Source organism: Bacillus sp. SRL337 (genome assembly GCF_984799155.1).
The window spans coordinates 1744522-1763447 of sequence record NZ_OZ481793.1 but is presented as its reverse complement, the minus strand read 5'-3'; the positions used below and the strand labels follow the sequence as shown (position 1 = coordinate 1763447).

The 18926-nt window shown below is 42.3% G+C and carries 16 protein-coding genes; all 16 read right to left on the bottom strand.

Annotated features, from left to right (window positions below; translation table 11 throughout):
* Positions 1 to 81 precede the first annotated feature (81 nt).
* The 16 genes from AC4E8A_RS08580 to AC4E8A_RS08505 all read right to left on the bottom strand — a co-directional run bounded on the left by AC4E8A_RS08580 (position 82) and on the right by AC4E8A_RS08505 (position 18744).
* Entirely contained in the window at positions 82 to 882 is an 801-nt protein-coding gene (locus AC4E8A_RS08580; RefSeq protein WP_490197998.1) for a TIGR00282 family metallophosphoesterase, read from the bottom strand.
* Positions 883 to 1165: 283 nt separating this feature from the next.
* Positions 1166 to 2728, bottom strand: coding sequence for a ribonuclease Y (rny, locus tag AC4E8A_RS08575; RefSeq protein ID WP_490197997.1), 1563 nt, complete (start codon positions 2726 to 2728; stop codon positions 1166 to 1168).
* Positions 2729 to 2999: 271 nt separating this feature from the next.
* Positions 3000 to 4037: a recombinase RecA gene (recA, locus tag AC4E8A_RS08570; RefSeq protein WP_490197996.1), complete on the bottom strand. Its 1038-nt coding sequence runs from the start codon at positions 4035 to 4037 to the stop codon at positions 3000 to 3002.
* A gap of 309 nt (positions 4038 to 4346) precedes the next feature.
* The gene (locus AC4E8A_RS08565) at positions 4347 to 5594 is read right to left on the bottom strand and encodes a competence/damage-inducible protein A (RefSeq protein ID WP_490197994.1); all 1248 of its coding nucleotides are present in this window, start codon (positions 5592 to 5594) and stop codon (positions 4347 to 4349) included.
* Between the two features lie 130 nt (positions 5595 to 5724).
* Positions 5725 to 6303, bottom strand: coding sequence for a CDP-diacylglycerol--glycerol-3-phosphate 3-phosphatidyltransferase (gene pgsA, locus AC4E8A_RS08560; protein ID WP_490197993.1), 579 nt, complete (start codon positions 6301 to 6303; stop codon positions 5725 to 5727).
* A gap of 49 nt (positions 6304 to 6352) precedes the next feature.
* Positions 6353 to 7258 carry a helix-turn-helix domain-containing protein gene (locus AC4E8A_RS08555; protein ID WP_490197991.1) on the bottom strand — a complete coding sequence of 302 codons (906 nt, stop codon included), beginning with the start codon at positions 7256 to 7258 and terminating at the stop codon, positions 6353 to 6355.
* A 19-nt stretch (positions 7259 to 7277) separates the two neighbouring features.
* Positions 7278 to 8069: a DUF3388 domain-containing protein gene (locus AC4E8A_RS08550; protein WP_490197990.1), complete on the bottom strand. Its 792-nt coding sequence runs from the start codon at positions 8067 to 8069 to the stop codon at positions 7278 to 7280.
* Between the two features lie 470 nt (positions 8070 to 8539).
* A complete protein-coding gene (locus tag AC4E8A_RS08545; protein WP_490197989.1) occupies positions 8540 to 8797 on the bottom strand; it encodes a DUF3243 domain-containing protein in 258 nt (85 codons plus the stop codon).
* Between the two features lie 150 nt (positions 8798 to 8947).
* Positions 8948 to 9670: an elongation factor P 5-aminopentanone reductase gene (gene ymfI / locus AC4E8A_RS08540; RefSeq protein ID WP_490197987.1), complete on the bottom strand. Its 723-nt coding sequence runs from the start codon at positions 9668 to 9670 to the stop codon at positions 8948 to 8950.
* Between the two features lie 222 nt (positions 9671 to 9892).
* The gene (yfmH, locus tag AC4E8A_RS08535) at positions 9893 to 11185 is read right to left on the bottom strand and encodes an EF-P 5-aminopentanol modification-associated protein YfmH (RefSeq protein WP_490197986.1); all 1293 of its coding nucleotides are present in this window, start codon (positions 11183 to 11185) and stop codon (positions 9893 to 9895) included.
* Between the two features lie 3 nt (positions 11186 to 11188).
* Complete coding sequence (yfmF, locus tag AC4E8A_RS08530; RefSeq protein ID WP_490197984.1) at positions 11189 to 12463, bottom strand: EF-P 5-aminopentanol modification-associated protein YfmF; 1275 nt, start codon at positions 12461 to 12463, stop codon at positions 11189 to 11191.
* A 672-nt stretch (positions 12464 to 13135) separates the two neighbouring features.
* Complete coding sequence (locus AC4E8A_RS08525) at positions 13136 to 14101, bottom strand: ABC transporter permease (RefSeq protein WP_490197982.1); 966 nt, start codon at positions 14099 to 14101, stop codon at positions 13136 to 13138.
* Positions 14102 to 15145 carry an ABC transporter permease gene (locus tag AC4E8A_RS08520; protein WP_490197980.1) on the bottom strand — a complete coding sequence of 348 codons (1044 nt, stop codon included), beginning with the start codon at positions 15143 to 15145 and terminating at the stop codon, positions 14102 to 14104.
* Positions 15138 to 16673, bottom strand: coding sequence for an ABC transporter ATP-binding protein (locus AC4E8A_RS08515; RefSeq protein WP_490197978.1), 1536 nt, complete (start codon positions 16671 to 16673; stop codon positions 15138 to 15140). The genes AC4E8A_RS08520 and AC4E8A_RS08515 overlap by 8 nt, the downstream gene beginning before the upstream one ends.
* Before the next feature lie 204 nt (positions 16674 to 16877).
* The gene (locus AC4E8A_RS08510; RefSeq protein WP_490197976.1) at positions 16878 to 17960 is read right to left on the bottom strand and encodes a BMP family lipoprotein; all 1083 of its coding nucleotides are present in this window, start codon (positions 17958 to 17960) and stop codon (positions 16878 to 16880) included.
* A gap of 58 nt (positions 17961 to 18018) precedes the next feature.
* A complete protein-coding gene (locus AC4E8A_RS08505; RefSeq protein ID WP_490197975.1) occupies positions 18019 to 18744 on the bottom strand; it encodes a GntR family transcriptional regulator in 726 nt (241 codons plus the stop codon).
* Between the last annotated feature and the right edge of the window lie 182 nt (positions 18745 to 18926).

Below are 18926 nucleotides of genomic sequence, written 5' to 3'. Positions count from 1 at the left end.
TTCGCATTGCCAATACCAACCATTTACGAAAAAAAAACACAAAAAAGCAAAAGCACCAGAATGTACTTTTGCTTTTCATTTTTATTCAACAATAAACGGGTGGTCATCATTGATCAGAATCCTGTCAATGCTTTTCGCCACACCAGTTTTATCGTGCAGTTCAATGATGACACCGCTCAATACCTTTCTTCCTTTGCTTGGCACTTCGAATCGGACAGGAAGGCTTGTTCTGAACTTCGTGATGACCGATTCCTTATTCATCCCTAATATTTCATCATACGGCCCTGTCATTCCGACATCTGCGATAAAAGCAGTTCCATTCGGAAGAACCCGATTATCGGCTGTCTGAATATGAGTATGCGTTCCGACTACTGCTGAAGCCTTTCCATCAAGGAACCAGCCCATCGCCTGTTTTTCACTTGTTGCTTCTGCATGAAAATCAACAAATACAAACGGAGTCCGCTCTTTTGCCTTAGCAACAAGCTCTTCAGCAGCTTCAAAGGGACAATCCAAAGGGGGCATGAATGTTCTGCCCTGCAGATTGATCACAGCTGTCTCGAAGCCGTTGATATTGATGAATGTCAGCCCTGCTCCCGGAGTGCCTTTTGGAAAATTTGCCGGCCTCACCATCAATTTTGTATTATCAATAAAATCAAAGATTTCTTTGTTATCCCATGTATGATTACCCATAGTAATGATATTGGCGCCATCATTCAAAAACTGTTTATAAATCTTTTCTGTTATCCCTCTTCCGCCTGCTGCATTTTCCCCATTTACAATGGTGACTGAAGGACGAAATTTCGCCTTCAGCTTAGGTAAATATTCTGAAACCATTTCACGGCCCAATGAGCCTACTACATCTCCAATAAATAAGATCTTCATTTACAAACCCTTTCTCTTTCAACATTTCTTTTATTTTATCATAGCTTATACAAAAACTCATACTTTACCCATTACCATGCTAAGAGCGCTGGTGCCTCTTAGACCTTTAGAGGGGTAAAGCAGCTTGTAGCAAATAAAAGAAAGGAATCGCCTTGTTCAGCCCCGACAAGTAAAGGACGAGCAGGCTGGAAGGCTGCTCTTTAACCTTCTTGATGGAATACCTTATGACACTTGGGGATGGGCGCTGGACACAAAGTAAAAAGCGGTGTGAAATCACACCGCTTTACTTTGCATATTCAACCGCTCTTGTTTCACGAATGACCGTAACTTTGATATGGCCTGGGTAATCCAGTTCCTCTTCAATCCGTTTCCGGATGTCACGTGCCAGACGATGAGCTTCCAGATCATCTATTGATTCAGGTTTAACCATGATACGAACTTCCCGGCCGGCCTGAATGGCGAATGACTTCTCGACACCCTCATAGGATTCAGAGATGTCCTCCAGCTTTTCTAAGCGGCGGATATAGTTCTCAAGTGTTTCACTTCGCGCACCTGGTCTTGCAGCTGAAAGTGCATCAGCAGCAGCGACAAGCACTGAAATGACGGAAGTTGGTTCCGTATCACCGTGATGAGAAGCAATACTGTTGATGACAACCGGATGTTCCTTATACTTTGTAGCCAATTCAACACCGATTTCAACGTGGCTTCCCTCTACTTCATGGTCAATCGCTTTACCGATATCATGAAGCAGTCCTGCACGGCGGGCAAGCGTTACATCTTCACCCAATTCAGCGGCAAGCAATCCTGAAAGGAATGCAACCTCAGTGGAGTGTTTCAGAACGTTTTGACCATAGCTTGTACGGAATTTCAAGCGCCCAAGAATCTTGATTAAATCCGGATGGAGCCCATGAACACCAACATCAAATGTTGTCTGTTCACCGATTTCACGGATATGCTCATCCACTTCCCGTCTTGCTTTATCGACCATTTCTTCGATACGGGCTGGATGGATTCGTCCGTCCTGAACCAATTTTTCGAGTGCAATCCTTGCAGTCTCACGTCGAATTGGGTCAAAACCGGATAAGATAACCGCTTCTGGTGTATCATCGATAATTAAATCGATTCCAGTCAGCGTTTCTAATGTACGAATATTACGTCCTTCACGACCAATGATGCGACCTTTCATCTCATCGTTCGGAAGGTTCACAACAGATACCGTCGTCTCTGCAACATGCTCTGCAGCACAACGCTGGATTGCAAGTGAAAGAATCTCTTTCGCTTTCTTGTCAGAGTCCTCTTTCGCACGAGTTTCATGCTCTCTGATCATCAAGGCGATATCATGAGACAATTCATTCTCAGTGCGGTCCAGGATAATTGATTTCGCTTCATCCCGTGTAAGTGCAGAGATGCGTTCAAGTTCAGTCTGCTGTGATCGTATCATCTCGTCCACTTTGCTTTCCATCTCTTCAATATGTTGTTGTCTTTCGTTTAGAGCATCCTCTTTTCTTTCCAGCTGAGATTCACGCTTATCAAGCGATTCATCTTTGCGGTCGAGGTTCTCTTCTTTTTGCATTAAACGATTTTCCTGCTTTTGCAGTTCATTTCTTCGTTCACGAAGGTCGTTTTCCATATCAGTACGAAGCTTATGATTTTCATCCTTTGCTTCCAAGAGCTTTTCCTTCTTCAGAGCTTCTGCCTCGCGCTTTGCATCTTCAAGAATCTGCTCTGCCGAACCTTTAGCTCCAGCAATCTTTGCTTCAGCAATGGATTTACGAATAAAGTATCCAACAACTACACCGACGATTAGGCCAAGCAAAATGGAGATGATTGTAATGAGTTCCATCATTTCACCTCCCCTTGCTATGAACTTTTGTCATGTCTTTTACATGTCGGCTGGTACATTGTTTCCAAAGGTTTCAATATACAGCGCTAGGCTTTCAAATATTAACATTCGAAAATTTGTAAAATATACATGTTAATTTTAAATCTCAGAATATTCATTGTCAAGGGGGTGAGCCTTTTCCCCTTGTTTTAACTGGATTTTTTCATCATTTTTCATGCATTTGAACCCTAATATGAAAAAGAAGCAGAGAACGGTTCCCTGCTTCTTAAAAAGCTTATTCTTCTAAGAACAATTCATCCTGGCCTTCATCAGTTTCCGCTCTGCCAGTATCCAACCCATAATGATCACGGATCTTCTGCATGATCTCATTGCGGATTTCAGGGTTTTCTTTCAAGAAAATTTTTGCATTTTCACGGCCCTGGCCAAGTCGCTCTTCATTGTAAGAATACCAGGCACCGCTTTTTTGAACGATATCCAGTTCAGAGCCCATGTCGATGATTTCCCCTTCTCTGGAAATCCCTTGTCCATACATGATATCGACTTCTGCAACACGGAAAGGAGGTGCCACTTTGTTCTTAACGACTTTGACTTTCGTTTTATTACCGACCATTTCGTTCCCTTGCTTCAGTGCTTCAGCACGGCGGACCTCAAGACGGACGGAGGAGTAGAATTTAAGCGCACGTCCGCCTGGCGTGGTTTCAGGATTACCAAACATGACTCCGACTTTTTCACGAATCTGGTTAATAAAGATGGCAATTGTTTTTGATTTATTAATGGCACCAGAAAGTTTTCTAAGGGCCTGGGACATCAAACGTGCTTGAAGACCAACGTGTGAATCTCCCATTTCCCCTTCAATTTCTGCCTTAGGAACAAGCGCAGCTACAGAGTCGATAACAAGAATATCGACTGCTCCGCTTCGGACAAGCGCTTCAGCAATTTCCAAAGCCTGTTCGCCGGTATCCGGCTGTGAAAGCAGAAGTTCATCTATATTCACACCAAGTTTTTGGGCATATACAGGATCAAGGGCATGCTCGGCATCAATGAATGCAGCCTGTCCGCCATTGGCCTGAACTTCAGCAATTGCATGAAGAGCAACTGTTGTTTTACCAGATGATTCCGGACCGTATGTTTCGATGATCCTCCCGCGTGGATATCCGCCCACACCAAGAGCAACATCCAATGCCAATGAACCACTTGGAATTGTTACTATATTTCTATCTGTTTGTTCTCCCAGTTTCATGATAGAACCTTTACCGAATTGTTTCTCGATTTGTTTAAGTGCCATGTCTAAGGCAGCTTGACGATCGCTCACAAAATTTCCTCCTTTTAATCTCTTACATATATAGAAAGACAAAATAGCAATTTATCAACTGCTTGTCTCATTTCAACAACCTATCTCTACTATAAACCTTTTTGGTCAATTTAACAAGAGAAAAATCGAACATTCATTCGGTTTTTTTCTATGCCGGAATTTTTAAACTTTCTTCTTTTTCCTTTGGAGAAAATGTCATTCTCAAGAGTGGATTTCATTAAAACACTTTTTTATGTCACTATCTTTCAACAGATAAACACCCCAAATCAAACCAAAGACCAACAGGGTATCCTGTTGGTCCTCGCTCTTTTACTCCTTTTCTTTTTTCAATTCTTTCAAGAGGAAGTGGCAGCCGTACTTAACTGTCCTTGCCCGATTTCCATTTCTTGTTCCGGCAAGGTTGAGCAGGAAGGTTTTCGTTTCCCTGCCTTTTCTGGCGATGCCGATCCAGATGGTCCCTTCATCTTTCCCTTCGTGGGGGCCGGGACCTGCAGCTCCGGTGAAACTGATTCCAATATCAGAATCGAATTTCTCCCTCACATTTTCCGCCAGCTCTTCCGCACATGGTTTGCTTACTGTGCCATGAATGGCAATTGTATCCCTCGACACATTAAGGAGATTCTTTTTGATTTCTGGTGAGTAACAGACAATACCACCCTTTAAAATGGATCCTGCGCCTGATATTGATGTCAACTGCGACTCGAACAGGCCGCCTGTCAAACTCTCCGCACAGGCAATCGTCAACGCGTTCTCTTTAAGTGCCTTTGAGGTTTCCTCCATTAAGGTGGTATCCTCATATCCATAAAAATACGGCCTTACTCTTTTCAGTATTTCAGTTTCCAGTTGATCAAGCAGCTTCTCAGCCGTTTCTTTTGATTCATCTTTTGCTGTTAATCTAAGAGTTACCTCTCCGTCAGAAGCCAGCGGCGCTACTGTTGGATTAGACTGTGCTTCAATTAAATCCATCAGTTCTGTTTCAAGCTCCGCTTCCCCTATACCAAAGAAACGCAAAACACGGGAAGCAATCGTTTCTTGTCTTCCCAAAGCCTTCTCAATAGCGGATTTTCCATATTTTTTGAACATAGGAATCATTTCAGATGGAGGCCCTGGAAGGAGCATGTAATATCTTGATGGCTTAGCGAGGAACATTCCCGGTGCCATGCCCTGTTCGTTTTTCAGTACTTGAGCATCTTTCAGAACCAATGCCTGCTTCTCATTATTGGGCGTCATTTCCCTTTGAGCCCTTACGAAATAATCTTTTATATATGCCAATGCCTCTTCATCTTTTTCTAACGAGGTATTTAAATGGCCGGCAATCGTCTCCTTGGTTAAATCGTCTTTCGTCGGTCCGAGGCCGCCGGTAAATATTATCAGTTGAGCACGGGATTCGGCAATCTCTATAGCGTTTTTCAATCGGTCGGGATTATCTCCGACAACAGTATGGAAGTATACATTCACACCAATTTCAGCCAGTTGTTCTGATAAGAATTTCGCATTTGAATTAACGATTTGCCCAAGGAGCAATTCAGAACCAACAGCAATGATTTCTGCGTTCATACCTTTATCCCCTTTACAGTTATCTTTTATTTTTTTCTACACTATAAATTATAGGCTTTTAGCATTGATACCACAAAAAAGAAGCCCTAAACCAGTTAAAAAGAAGGGTTCGGGCTCCTGTTTGTCCATATTATTTTGAATTTATAAACGCCTGGCGGTTCTTATAAAAATAATCCCATCCTGACCAGATTGTAATGAGCATAGCAATCCATAATGTAATGGTATCAAATGGGATGGAGAGGGCTGCAAAAATGATATTGTGCAGCAATAGGGATGAAATCGCAATGATTTGTGCCCATGTTTTGATTTTCCCCAGCATGTTGGCTGCCACCACTTCCCCTGTCCCTGCCAGTACCAATCTCAATCCTGTTACAGCAAATTCCCTGCTGATGATGATGATGACAATCCATGATGGAGCGAAGCCCATCTCCACCAAGACAATCAATGCTGCGGATACGAGCAGCTTATCTGCCAGTGGATCTAAAAATTTCCCCAGATTGGTGACCATGTTCAGCTTACGGGCATAATACCCATCAATCCAGTCTGTTGTAGATGCGATGATAAATAAAAGGCCTCCTGCAAAGTGTGTTACAGGCATTGCTGCCCCTAGAATAGAGATGGTTCCCCAATCAAATGGAACCAGCATGATAATCATAAATAAGGGGATGAGGAAAATCCTGGATATTGTAATTTTATTTGGCAAGTTCACTCTTACTACCTCCTTGAATCATAACAAAACAGAATAGCCACTTTAGTGACTATTCTTGGGCAGGACGTTTGATGATGATGTCCTGTCTTACCACTTCTGTCGGCGATACTTCATATTTGACCTGCTCGCCATTAACCTTTATTGTCGTTGCCGAGGCATTACCGACTATGATGAAAGCTTCTCCGTCTTCTGCCAGGTCGAAGGTTTGTGTGTTCCCATCACTCAACATTTGATTGAAGAGCTGCTCATCCTTGGAGTTATAAACACCAATCCAAGTGTCACCGCCGGCAGCTGAAATGTCTACCTTAAAGCCATCAGCATTCCTAACTTCATAAGTGGTTTCTTTCCCGCTCACATTAGCAACAGCGATCTCCTGTACAGTTTCTGCCGCGGGCTCTTCTGTTTCTTCTTCGTTTTGCCCTGATTCTGAGCTTTCTTCAGATTCACTGCCTTCATCGGCAGATTCCTCCGTCCCCTCATCATCAGGCTGCTGTACCTCCGGGGATTCAGAATAATCTACAGATTCCTGCTGGTTCTCATCCGTCCCCTGGTTGTTTTCACCGAATTGTTTCGGCAGCAAATACCAAACCACAAATATGGCACCAATAACAAAAAGGGCAACCAGAATCCTTGGAATTACATTCATCACTTTAGAAGAGCCCGCAGAAACAGGTTTTCTGGATTGGACTCTTGATAATTCGGGAAGGTCTCCCGTATTTGTCACAGGAATGTCGTTCGGGTATTCTTCAAAAATCATCTCAGGGTCTAAACCGACCGCTTCAGCATACTGCTTAATAAAAGCCCTGACATAGAACTTGCCGGGCATCATATCATAATTACCTTCTTCTATTCCCACTAGATATCTTTTTTGGATTTTAGTCATATCCTGCAAATCATCAAGGGAATACCCTTTTGCTTCACGGGCTTCTCTAAGTCGTGTTCCTAGTTCAGTCAAAACTAACACCTGCCAATTTTTAAAAATCGAATCCTCCAAAATCGGAGTTTTGAAATAAATTGTTTTTCTCTACCAAATCATATGTAATTTCTTCGTCAGGCTCATTACGAAGTTCAATGATATAGTCAAAATCATCCAGCGAGTATTCAGAGTTCTGCACAAATATGTCAGGATGTTCAATCACTTTGACAGCAGATAGTCTCATAATTTCCCTCACAAGCTGCCAATGGCGTTCATTTGCTCTTCTGGTAGATACAATCCCGTCGATAAGGAAGATGTTTTCAGATGAATACTCATCATCAATAAGCTGGCTGCGGATGGTTTGTTTCAGCAAAGTTGAAGAAACGAATAACCATTTTTTATTGGCGCAAACGGAAGAGGCCACAACTGATTCCGTTTTTCCAACACGCGGCATTCCTCTTATCCCTACCAGTTTATGGCCTTCCTGCTTGAAAAGCTCTGCCATGAAATCTACCAGCAAGCCAAGTTCGTCCCTTATGAACCTGAACGTCTTCTTGTCATCGGCATCCCTCTGGATGTATCGTCCGTGTCTAACGGCAAGACGGTCCCTTAATTTGGGTTCCCTAAGCTTTGTTACATTTATCGTATCCATTGTCTGCAATATCGATTCAAGTCTGGTAATCTGCTCATCATTATTTGCCAGAAGCAGCATACCCCGCCTGCCTTCATCTACACCGTTGATTGTCACGATGTTAACGGAGAGCATACCGAGCAGAGAAGAAATGTCACCAAGGAGTCCAGGACGGTTTCTTTGAATTTCATATTCTAAATACCATTCTTTTCGTTCCATAAGATCCCTCCAAAAATAAAAGTGACAGTCGCCATCTGACAAATTTCTGCGTATATCCTGAAAATTAGAGAGTTTAAGTCATGTATCGTTAGCTTCTATAATATATGATTTTGGCTTATTAGAAAAGGAAAACCTTACAAATGAACGTAATATTTACTCATCTTTTCTCATCATACCCTATATGCCGATAGTCGAATCATTTTACACACTTTCAAATGCGGGAGTTAGTTAGCAGTGATTAGAATAATGGAATACATAAGGATTTGCTTTGGGAGAGTTATATTTCTTGTCATCAACCACAGCGCAGTGGCGATTAAAACGGTGGACGTCGGGTCCTTGTGCCACTGGCAGGACCCGTTTAGTTTAGCTGGATAGCCCAATCCATTGGGTCCCACTCCTTGTGACCCCAGCCCCAACAACTTGCTGCTGCTAAAATCAAAATAAAAAAAGAGAGGAACTAATCCTCTCTCTTAGCGAGTACCATCGTTCTTAACAAGCTTGACCATCATGTTCGCAATTGCATGCTGCTCTTCAGTAGATGCAACGGACCATAAATCAGCAAGGACTTTCTCTTGCTCATTCTGAGGATCTACCTGATTTGCAAGATAGTCACCGACTTGGTACGCAAGGTCCGATACTACTCCGCCCTGCATCCCTTCATGCTGTGCTTGATTCAAGCGGTCACCCAAAAAATTTTTCCAATCTTGCCAGTTATCCAATACAGACATAAATGGAGCCTCCTTAGAAGTCATGCTTTATTTCAGGCCTCAATCTGCAGTTTAGAGGCCTTGCTTGCATTTCTTTATGAAATACAACCTTAGTTTGCATCTTCAAAAGGAAAATATTCATCCTCACCATATTAAAATCACCTTATTTCCTCAAGTATACCAGCCGCCGTTCACTGAAAACACCTGTCCGGTAGTATATGAGGCTTTTGAGGACAATAAAAATTCTATCATGTTCGCCACTTCAAGGGGTTCAGCCAGCCTTCCCATTGGGATCTCCTCAGCTATCCCAGCCAATTCTTCCGCTGTAAAAGTGCTCATCATATCTGTATTCACAGCTCCAGGGGCTACCGCATTAACGCGTATGCCGCTTCTGGCCAATTCCTTGCTTAGTGATTTGACCAATGCTATCTGAGCACCTTTTACTGTGGAATACATCACTTCACATGCCGCACCTGTCTGTCCCCAGATGGAACTGACGATTACAGCACTTCCAATCGTGCTGTTTAACAGCTTGGGCAGCACCCCCTGCATAATTTTCATCGGTGCCTTGACATGGATATTCCACATATCATCCATTTCCTGACCTTTAATTTCTTGAAATAACCCATACTGCGCCTTCCCGCTGGCAAAGATCACAGCATCTAAATGAAAAAGTTGTGATAGAAGATCATCAGATCCCTTATCAACCGATAAGTCCGCTTTCACTGGAATGAATTCTCCTTCATATTGAGCAAGCAGACCTAGAAGGTCCTTTATGGCTTCTCCATTTGTATGATAATGCAAATACAGGCTCCAGCCCTGTTCTGCCAAAGTCATTGCTGTATGCCTTCCTATTCCCCCTGATGCTCCTGTTATTAATGCAAATTTCTTCATTGTCCTTCACCCTATTCTATAAATAAGGCTGTTTTCGCATATATTGTTGCTGCCTACTACGTTTTTCGCTCTGAACGAAGAGAGAAGCACTTTTCTCTCTTGGGGTTTTTCCGGTTTCATTACTCCACTATCTTTTGGAAATATTATTATATAGCAACAAAGTTTACGAAAAGAGCCGTAAATAATAAAAAAGGGGAATTTCTCCCCTTTCTGTAAAAACCATTATTTCTCTTTAGGAAGCACCTGACAAACTGTAAACCGCTGTTCTTCGAATAATTCAGTAACCACAGAGCGGATATCCTGTAATGAGATTTTTTCCAGTGTGGGCACCACATTAAACAAATCCATTTCATTGAAAGCATAACGAGTGAATTGGTTTGCGATGTACTCGGGCGAGTTGATCGCCCTCAAAAATGCTCCGATTTTCTTTTTCTTTGTTCTTTCGAGAGCCTCCTCTGATAAGGTGTCACCTTCCGTTGCATTCAAAAGGATTTTTGTAAGACGTTCTGCCAATTCATCCGGTTTTTCAGTGTCTCCTCCAAGAATGGCAAAACCGAACCCTTTTTCCTGTGTAAAATCATAATGGAAAGTCTCGTCGATGAGGCCATCATTATAAAGTGAGAAATAATTTTCTGAGCTTTTCCCGAAAAGCATATCTAACGCAATATTCACAGAGAGCTCATATTTAAGCATTTTCGGCCCTTGAATCTCTGTGTTAAGGGCTTTTACACCTACCAGGCATTTAGGAGCCTGAACATTCATATGGAGCACCTGTTTCTTTTCGGCGGCTTCGGCTGGTTCATCATCAAACTTACGCTTGATTTCATCCATTTCTTTATAATCTTTTTTACTTTGATTATCCTTCACCTGTTGGATGATTTTATCTGGCTCGACAGCACCCACAATGAACATAAGCATATTGCTTGGGTGATAGAACGTTTCATAGCACTGATACAGCATATCCTTCGTAATATGGGAAATCGATTCAATGGTTCCAGCTATATCAATCTTGACAGGGTGGTTTTTGTACATATTCTGGATGACGCCAAAGTACAGGCGCCAATCGGCATTATCATCATACATAGTGATTTCCTGTCCAATGATCCCCTTTTCTTTTTCAACAGTACTCTCCGTAAAATAAGGAGCTTGAACAAAGTCAATCAGTGTTTCCAGATTTTTTTCTACTTCGGATGTAGAAGAAAATAAGTAGGCTGTTCTTGTGAATGACGTGAATGCATTGGCAGAGGCACCCTGTTTACTGAATTTCTGGAAAACATCCTCATCTTCCTTTTCGAACAGTTTATGCTCAAGAAAATGGGCAATTCCATCAGGTACCTTTGTAAATTCACTGCTTCCTTTTGGCACAAAGTGATTATCTATTGAACCATACTTTGTCGTAAAGGTAGCGTAGGTCTTATTAAAGCCCTTTTTTGGAAGGACATACACTTGAAGGCCGTTGTCCATTTTTTCATAGAACAGTTCTTCTTGAAGCTGATCAAATGAAATTTTTTCCATAGTTCATCCCTCCATTCCTGTAAGAAAATAGATGGTATCCATGTTGACTTTCTGCGCAACCGAGGTAATTTGCTCCTTTGTCACCTTTTCAATGCTGCCAAGCCAGTCATCAAGTTCTATTTCCTTATCGGATACCACATTATGATATAGGATTTCAACAAGCCCGCGTGAAGTATCGATGGTTTCAAGGATTTGATTTCTGATAACAGCCTTTGTCTGCTGTATTTCAGCTTCTGTAAAATCCCCGTCTTTCATCGCCTGCATTTGTTCTTTTATTATTGTCACGGCCTGTTCGTAATTTTTCGCATCAATTCCAGACATGACCATCATCAGTCCTTTATGGCTCTCCAGCCTGCTGGCCGCATAGTATGCAAGGCTTGCCTTTTCACGAACATTAATAAACAGTTTTGAGTGCGAAAATCCGCCAAAGATGCCGTTAAAGACTTGCAATGCCCAATAATCGGCTTCTCCATAAGCAACATTTGTCCGGTAACCGATGTTCAGCTTGCCTTGTTTAACATCCTGCTTTTCAATTACTTCATTCACGTCATCATCTTGCGCCCGGCTTTCATCTCCCACTATTTGGGGCTGCCTTTCTTGTAGAGAGAAGATCTGCTCACACATTCTCTCTGCTTCACCGGGGTCTACATCACCAATTATATATAAGTCCAGCTCATCCTTGCTGATTGCATCCTGATAATACTGAAATAGGTTTTCTGCTGTTATTTTATCGACATCTTCCAAAATTCCATTTGGGTGCAGGGCATATGCTTCGTTTTTGCACATTTCCTCCACAAGGCGGGAATTGGCATACCTCATCTTGTCATCAAAAACAGATTGGATCCGCACCTTTTGATTCCTTTTCTCCTTTGCTACGGTTTCATCATGAAAAGATTCATTTTCTACATTGGGATCAGTTACTACATCCGCCAGGAACTGCAGTCCTTTTTGCAGCAACGGTTCTGAATCCTTCAGAAACTTCTCATTGGCTACCTCAACGGAAAAGCTCATGACATGATATTCACCTTTTTTTGCAAGATCGACGAAGAAACTTGCACCATATAATTCATCCAGGTAAGAACGGAGCGCCGTCGTGCTTTGATACTTCTTAGAGCTGCTTTGAAGCACATGCGGCAGGAGCCCTCTTAATGTTATATTTGCTGCTTGTAAAGGAGTCTTCATCCTCCAGACTAGAGTATTTGTCTTATATTTATCTGTCTTGACGATATGTAACGAATAACCATTTTTCGTTTTCACCATTTCATTGACTTTAGACATTTGCCATCCTCCTTTTGCTGACGAATTCATATTTCATTCAAGGTCTTTACAACTAGTTTATTATCATACCTTAATTTATCCCTATTTTGAGGTAAATTCCCTTTTACTATACATGTTACCGTTTCACCGTTTCAAGTTTTTGCCACTAATGGCCATTTAAAATATGGTCATTATTTCACTATATGCTGAAAAATGAGAGGAAAGTTCTTAAATTCACTCAAGCATTTCCAATTTGGCTTCCGCTTTGGTTTACACTGAAGGGTACAAGGCCGGCTGAGCTGCCGAACCCGGAGTTCAGCCGCACAGATTGGTGTACTCCCGCATGAGGTATAAGGAAATAGAACGAACGAAGTGATCGTGAGGAGAGGGGAGGACATATACTGGCAGCGGGGCCAGGAAAATGGATTTGAAAGAGCGAGACTGAGATCTGCCAGCCGCTAAGACTGTTCATTGACTCCTGCCGCTGGAGCCCGATTGACTGATAGGCTGCTCCTGTCCCGCTACTTCTGCAGAAAATCGCACATCCTTACGTACCAATATGAATGGCAGTTTAATATATGTTTATCTATATAGGTAAACATACATCAATGATATTTATACCTTAGAGCGATTACAAAACGGCCACAAAAAAAACGAGTGCGCCCACATTAGGTCTGCACTCGTTCCATATTGTTATCTGCTGCCTTTCACATAAGGATTCCCAAGGGCTTTAGGTGCATCTGCACGACCGATGAATCCAGCAAGAGCAAGGATTGTCAGGACATAAGGCGCTATTTGCAAGTATACACTTGGTACATTTTCAAATAAAGGAATACTTGACCCTACAATACTCAAGCTTTGGGCGAATCCGAAGAAAAGCGCAGCTCCCATTGCTCCAAGAGGATTCCACTTACCGAAAATCATTGCAGCAAGAGCCATGAATCCTTGTCCAGTGATCGTGGAGTGACTGAAATCCAATGAAATCGATTGAGCATACACGGCACCACCCAGTCCTCCAAGTATACCAGATAAGAAAACACCGATATATCGCATTTTTGTTACGTTGATGCCCATTGTATCAGCAGCCATTGGGTGTTCACCGACAGAGCGTAACCTTAATCCGAATGGTGTTTTATATAATATATACCAAACGACAAAAGCCAGGATGATGGCAATGTAAGCAGTGTACGTTACACGGCTGAAGAACAGATTTCCGATTACGGGAATATCACTCAAGAAAGGGATATCCACTTTTTTAAAGCTGTATTCTGTGCGGATGATATCTGTTTGGCCTTTTCCATAAATTAATTTAACCAGGAACAAACCTGCTCCAAGGGCTAGGAAGTTGATCGCTACACCACTGACCACTTGATCGGCACGAAATGTGATCGATGCAAGTGCATGCAGAAGTGATAGCAAACCGCCTACTGCCATCGCAGCAATCAAAGCTACCCATGGGGTCGCAGCGCCAAATGTAGATGCAAAAGTAAGGTTGAACACAATGGCCGCGAAGGCACCAATGACCATAAGACCTTCCAGACCGATATTAACTACTCCGGAGCGTTCAGAGAACACTCCCCCTAATGCAGTGAAAATAAGCGGAGCAGCTACAACCAATGAAGAAGAGATGATGATCTCCAATATTGTCATGAAACCCACTTATTTCACCCCCTTTTTCGAACGATTCAACAGCCATTTGATCATGTAGCTTGATGCTACGAAAAAGATGATCAAGGCAATGACAATTTCTACGAGTTCATTCGGAACACCTGATTCCAACGGCATATTCAATGCACCGACTTTTAATCCGCCAAATAGGATTGCTGCCAGGATGACACCGATTGCTGTGTTCCCTCCAAGAAGTGCTACAGCGATCCCATCAAAACCGACACCGGAAAAGCTTGAATGCAAGAAGGCAAAACCGAAAGTTCCAAGCCCTTCCATCGCACCTGCGAGACCGGCAAAAGCACCGGAGATAACCATAGATAGTACAATATTCTTATTCACATTCATACCGGCATATTGAGAGGCATGCTGGTTAAAACCAACTGAACGCAATTCATAACCAGTAGTCGTTTTTTCCAGCAGGAACCACATGATGATCGCTGCAATAACAGCTAGATAGATTCCGTTATGAAGTGTGGAATAATCCGTCAGTGTTTCAAAGAAACCACTCTTCAGTGAAGCAGATTCTGCAATGCTGTCGGTAGCATCAGCCTCATCCGCAATTACATTTCTGATTAAATAGTTAGTAGTATAAAGTGCAATATAGTTCATCATGATTGTAACAATTACTTCATGTACACGCCATTTCGCTTTAAGGATACCAGGTACGAACCCCCATAGAGCTCCTGCCACAGCCGCAGCAATGATAGATACCGGCAGATGAATGAATTTGGGAAGATCAAAAGCAAGACCAACCCATACAGCTGCAGTCCAGCCGACCAACAACTGTCCCTCAACTCCGATGTTAAATAATCCTGTACGGAAAGCAAAGGCAACTGCTAAGCCTGCTAAAATGTAGGGTATAACCTGCCTTAATGTTTCGCCGACATAGAATTTGTCGCCAAATGCACCATTCCAGAGGGCAGCATAACCTTCTACTGGATTATAACCGGTCACAAGCATGATGATTGCCCCGGCAATTAAACCCAATACTACTGAAATGACAGGGATGAGTATATTTTGATATTTGTTAGACATTGATAGAGTCACCTTCTTTCTTGCGCTTGGAACCAGCCATCAACAGTCCTAGTTCTTGTTCGGTGGTTTCCTTCGGGTCTACAACAGCCACAATATCCCCTTCATAAATCACAGCAATTTTGTCGCTGACATTAATAATTTCCTCCAGTTCGAATGAAACCAGAAGGACAGCTTTATTATTGTCACGCTGTTCAATCAAACGCTTATGGATAAACTCGATTGCACCTACATCCAACCCTCTTGTTGGCTGGGCAGCTATAAGCAGATCAGGGTTACGGTCAATTTCACGGCCTATGATGGCTTTTTGCTGATTCCCTCCTGATAAGGCTCGCGCAAGCGTATATTCACTTGGGGTACGGACATCGTATTCGCTAATCAATGCTGAAGCTTTCTTGTACACTTCTTTAAAATTCAGAATACCAGATTTAGAATAAGGTTTTTGATAGTAGGTTTGCAGAACCATATTTTCCCCGATTGGAAAATCAAGGACAAGTCCATGTTTATGACGATCCTGGGGGATGTGCGCCAACCCCGATTCAGTGATTTTTCTTGGCTTGTTATTCTGGATTTCCTTACCATTCAACTTAATGGTACCGCTGGATGTTTTATGAAGACCCGTAATCGCTTCTATCAGCTCAGACTGGCCATTTCCGTCAACACCTGCTATTCCAACGATTTCACCTGCTCTTACTGTCAGGTTCAAGCCCCTGACAACTTCTACTCCCCGTGAATCTTTCACCTTTAAATCACTAACTTCCAAGACAGGCTCTTTTGGTTCTGCCTTGCTCTTTTCAGTTGAGAACGTTACCTCGCGTCCAACCATCAGACTTGCAAGTTCATTCACATCTGTATCAGCGACGTCGACAGTACCGATTCCTTCCCCTTTGCGAATAACCGTACAGCGGTCACATACTTCCATAATTTCTTTCAGTTTGTGAGTAATAAGGATGATAGATTTACCCTCTTTAATCAACGTCTTCATGATTTCTATCAATTCTTTGATTTCCTGCGGCGTAAGGACAGCAGTAGGCTCATCGAAAATAAGGATTTCTGCACCGCGGTACAACGTTTTCAAGATCTCTACACGCTGCTGCATGCCGACTGAAATATCAGATATCTTAGCCTGTGGATCCACTGCCAGCCCATATCGATCAGAGATTTCACGAACTTCCTGCTCTGCCTTCTTAAGGTCGATTTTGCCGCCTGATTTAGGTTCCTTGCCTAAGATGATATTTTCGGTAACGGTAAACGTGTCTACAAGCATAAAATGCTGGTGGACCATCCCGATTCCTAGATCATTTGCGATATTTGGATTTGTGATTTTCACACTTTTCCCATTGACCTTGATTTCACCCTGTTCCGGTTGATAAAGACCGAAAAGAACGTTCATAAGAGTCGATTTCCCAGCGCCATTTTCTCCCAGGAGCGCATGGATTTCGCCCTGTTTCAACTGAAGGGTGATATTATCATTAGCCACGATACCAGGGAATTCTTTGCGAATGTTAAGCATCTCAATTACATATTCCACCCAGTTTCACTCCTTGCTATGAATAGAGTCTGATTTTCTAAAGTATGAGGTCAGACTTTGAAATTTTTAGGAAAGGGAGGCTCATCCCTGAAAAAATCCTAAATAAAAAGCAGAATTCTTTCATTCTACTTTTTATTTAACACTTTTTTTCAAAAGTTGACCGGGGAAAATCACTCATGACCTCCCCGGCCGATGTTTATGTTATTACTCAGGCTTTGTTGGAACTTCCACTTCGCCGTTAACGATTTTTTCTTTCCATTCGTCAACTGCAGCTAAAACATCTTCAGAGATGTTATCTTGAGAAGAAGCAATGCCTACACCATCATCATCCAATCCATATTCAACTACTTCTCCGCCTGGGAATTCGCCGTTCTTCGCTCTTTCAGCAACGTCGATTACAGCCGTATCCACACGTTTAACCATTGAAGTCAAAGTGATATTCATTTCTTCTCCATCAACTGTTACAGAACCTTCAGCAGCCTGGTCGCGGTCTACACCGATGACCCAAAGCTCTTGATCAGGATTTTGCTGTTTACGGTTTTTCGCTTCAGTGAACACACCATTTCCTGTACCGCCTGCTGCATGATAAATGATATCATTGCCGGCCTGGTACATAGAAGCAGCCATTGACTGACCTTTATCCGCTTTATCAAATGCTCCTGCAAACTGGATATCTACCTCAGCGTCAGGGTTTACAGACTTTACGCCTGCTTGGAAACCAGCAGCAAATTTATTAATAAGGTCAGAGTCAGTACCACCGATGAAACCTACTTTATTCGTTTTAGTCGTAAGACCTGCTACGACACCAACAAGGAAAGAACCTTCATGTTCTTTAAACGTAATACTCGCAACATTATCCATACCCTCAATCACACTGTCAACGATTACAAAGTTGCTGTCTTTACGTTGTTTTCCAACTTCTTCAATGGCAGGCTGCAGTTTGTAGCCAATTCCATAGATAAGATCAAAGTTGTTACGTACTGCAGTATTCAAGTTTGTTTTATAGTCCGCATCAGATTTTGATTGAAGATAATCAAATCCATCAGTACCTTTCTCAAGTCCATTGTCTTCACCGAATGCCTTAAGACCTTCCCAAGCTGATTGGTTGAAGGATTTGTCATCGACACCGCCGACATCCGTTACCATACCCACAGTGAATGTGTCTGCCTGCCCGTCTTTAGCCGGTGCTACATCTTCAGAATCATTATTGTTGCTTCCACATGCACCTAGAATTGTACCTGCTGCAAGAACCATAGAAAGTGCTAAACCAAATTTACGTTTTTTCACCTTGGTTACCCCCTGTAAAATATGTTGATATAGTAAGAAAAATAGACTTGCAAAATGATCAGATCCGCTTTCTCAACACTTGGAAACTGAACTTGTCCGAGCGGAAATAGTTGACTGAGTAAAGAATCGGATTGTCGTTTTCATCGAAGTGAAGCTGCTTTAAAACCAGCAGGGCAGACTCCGGATCGCAATTGAGGATGGGTGAAATCTTCTCATGGTACCCAAGTGGTTCAATTTGCGTCACGGCGTAAGTGATTCGTTTATTCTCTTCTTGTTCAAGAACTTGAAAAAGAGAATTTACATCTGTTGTGAACTTTCTGGGATACACATTTGAGGGCATTTTGTCCACACAGTAGACCACTGGTTCCCCATTTGCTGTCCTTACTCGTTCTACCATCACAATGTCTTCTTCAGTATCCAGTGTAAAACGACGGATGTCTTCATCAGTCGGGCCTTGAAAACTTGAACTCAAGAAAATGGTCCCAGGTTCCATACCAGCCTGTTTGATCATATTCGTGACACTATTTAACTGCTCGATACCCGAGGTAAAGAGCGGCTTAGCGTTTACAAAGGTTCCAACCCCATGCCTGCGAATAATGACATTTTCCTCCTCGAGGATCCTTAAGGCTTCCCGAAGTGTTGCCCGGCTTACTCCAAGCTGTTTCGCAAGGTCGAATTCAGAAGGCAGTTTTTCTTTCTCTTTATATATGCCTTCTTCAATGTCTTTTTTTAGACGGTCAATCACTTGTAAGTACAAATGCCTATTATCTGCTTTTATTGTCATCCAAGAACCACCACCATTTTTTCTCAAGACACCAGACTCTGATGTATATCTTTCCTACTAATCCAAAATACTATATCATTTTTAAAAAAATAAATAAATAGATTATTGAATTTTTGTCGAAAAAACCAGAAAATCAAAACTTTCGAAATTTTCAACTCCGAATGCAAACCGGTTTTTTTAGA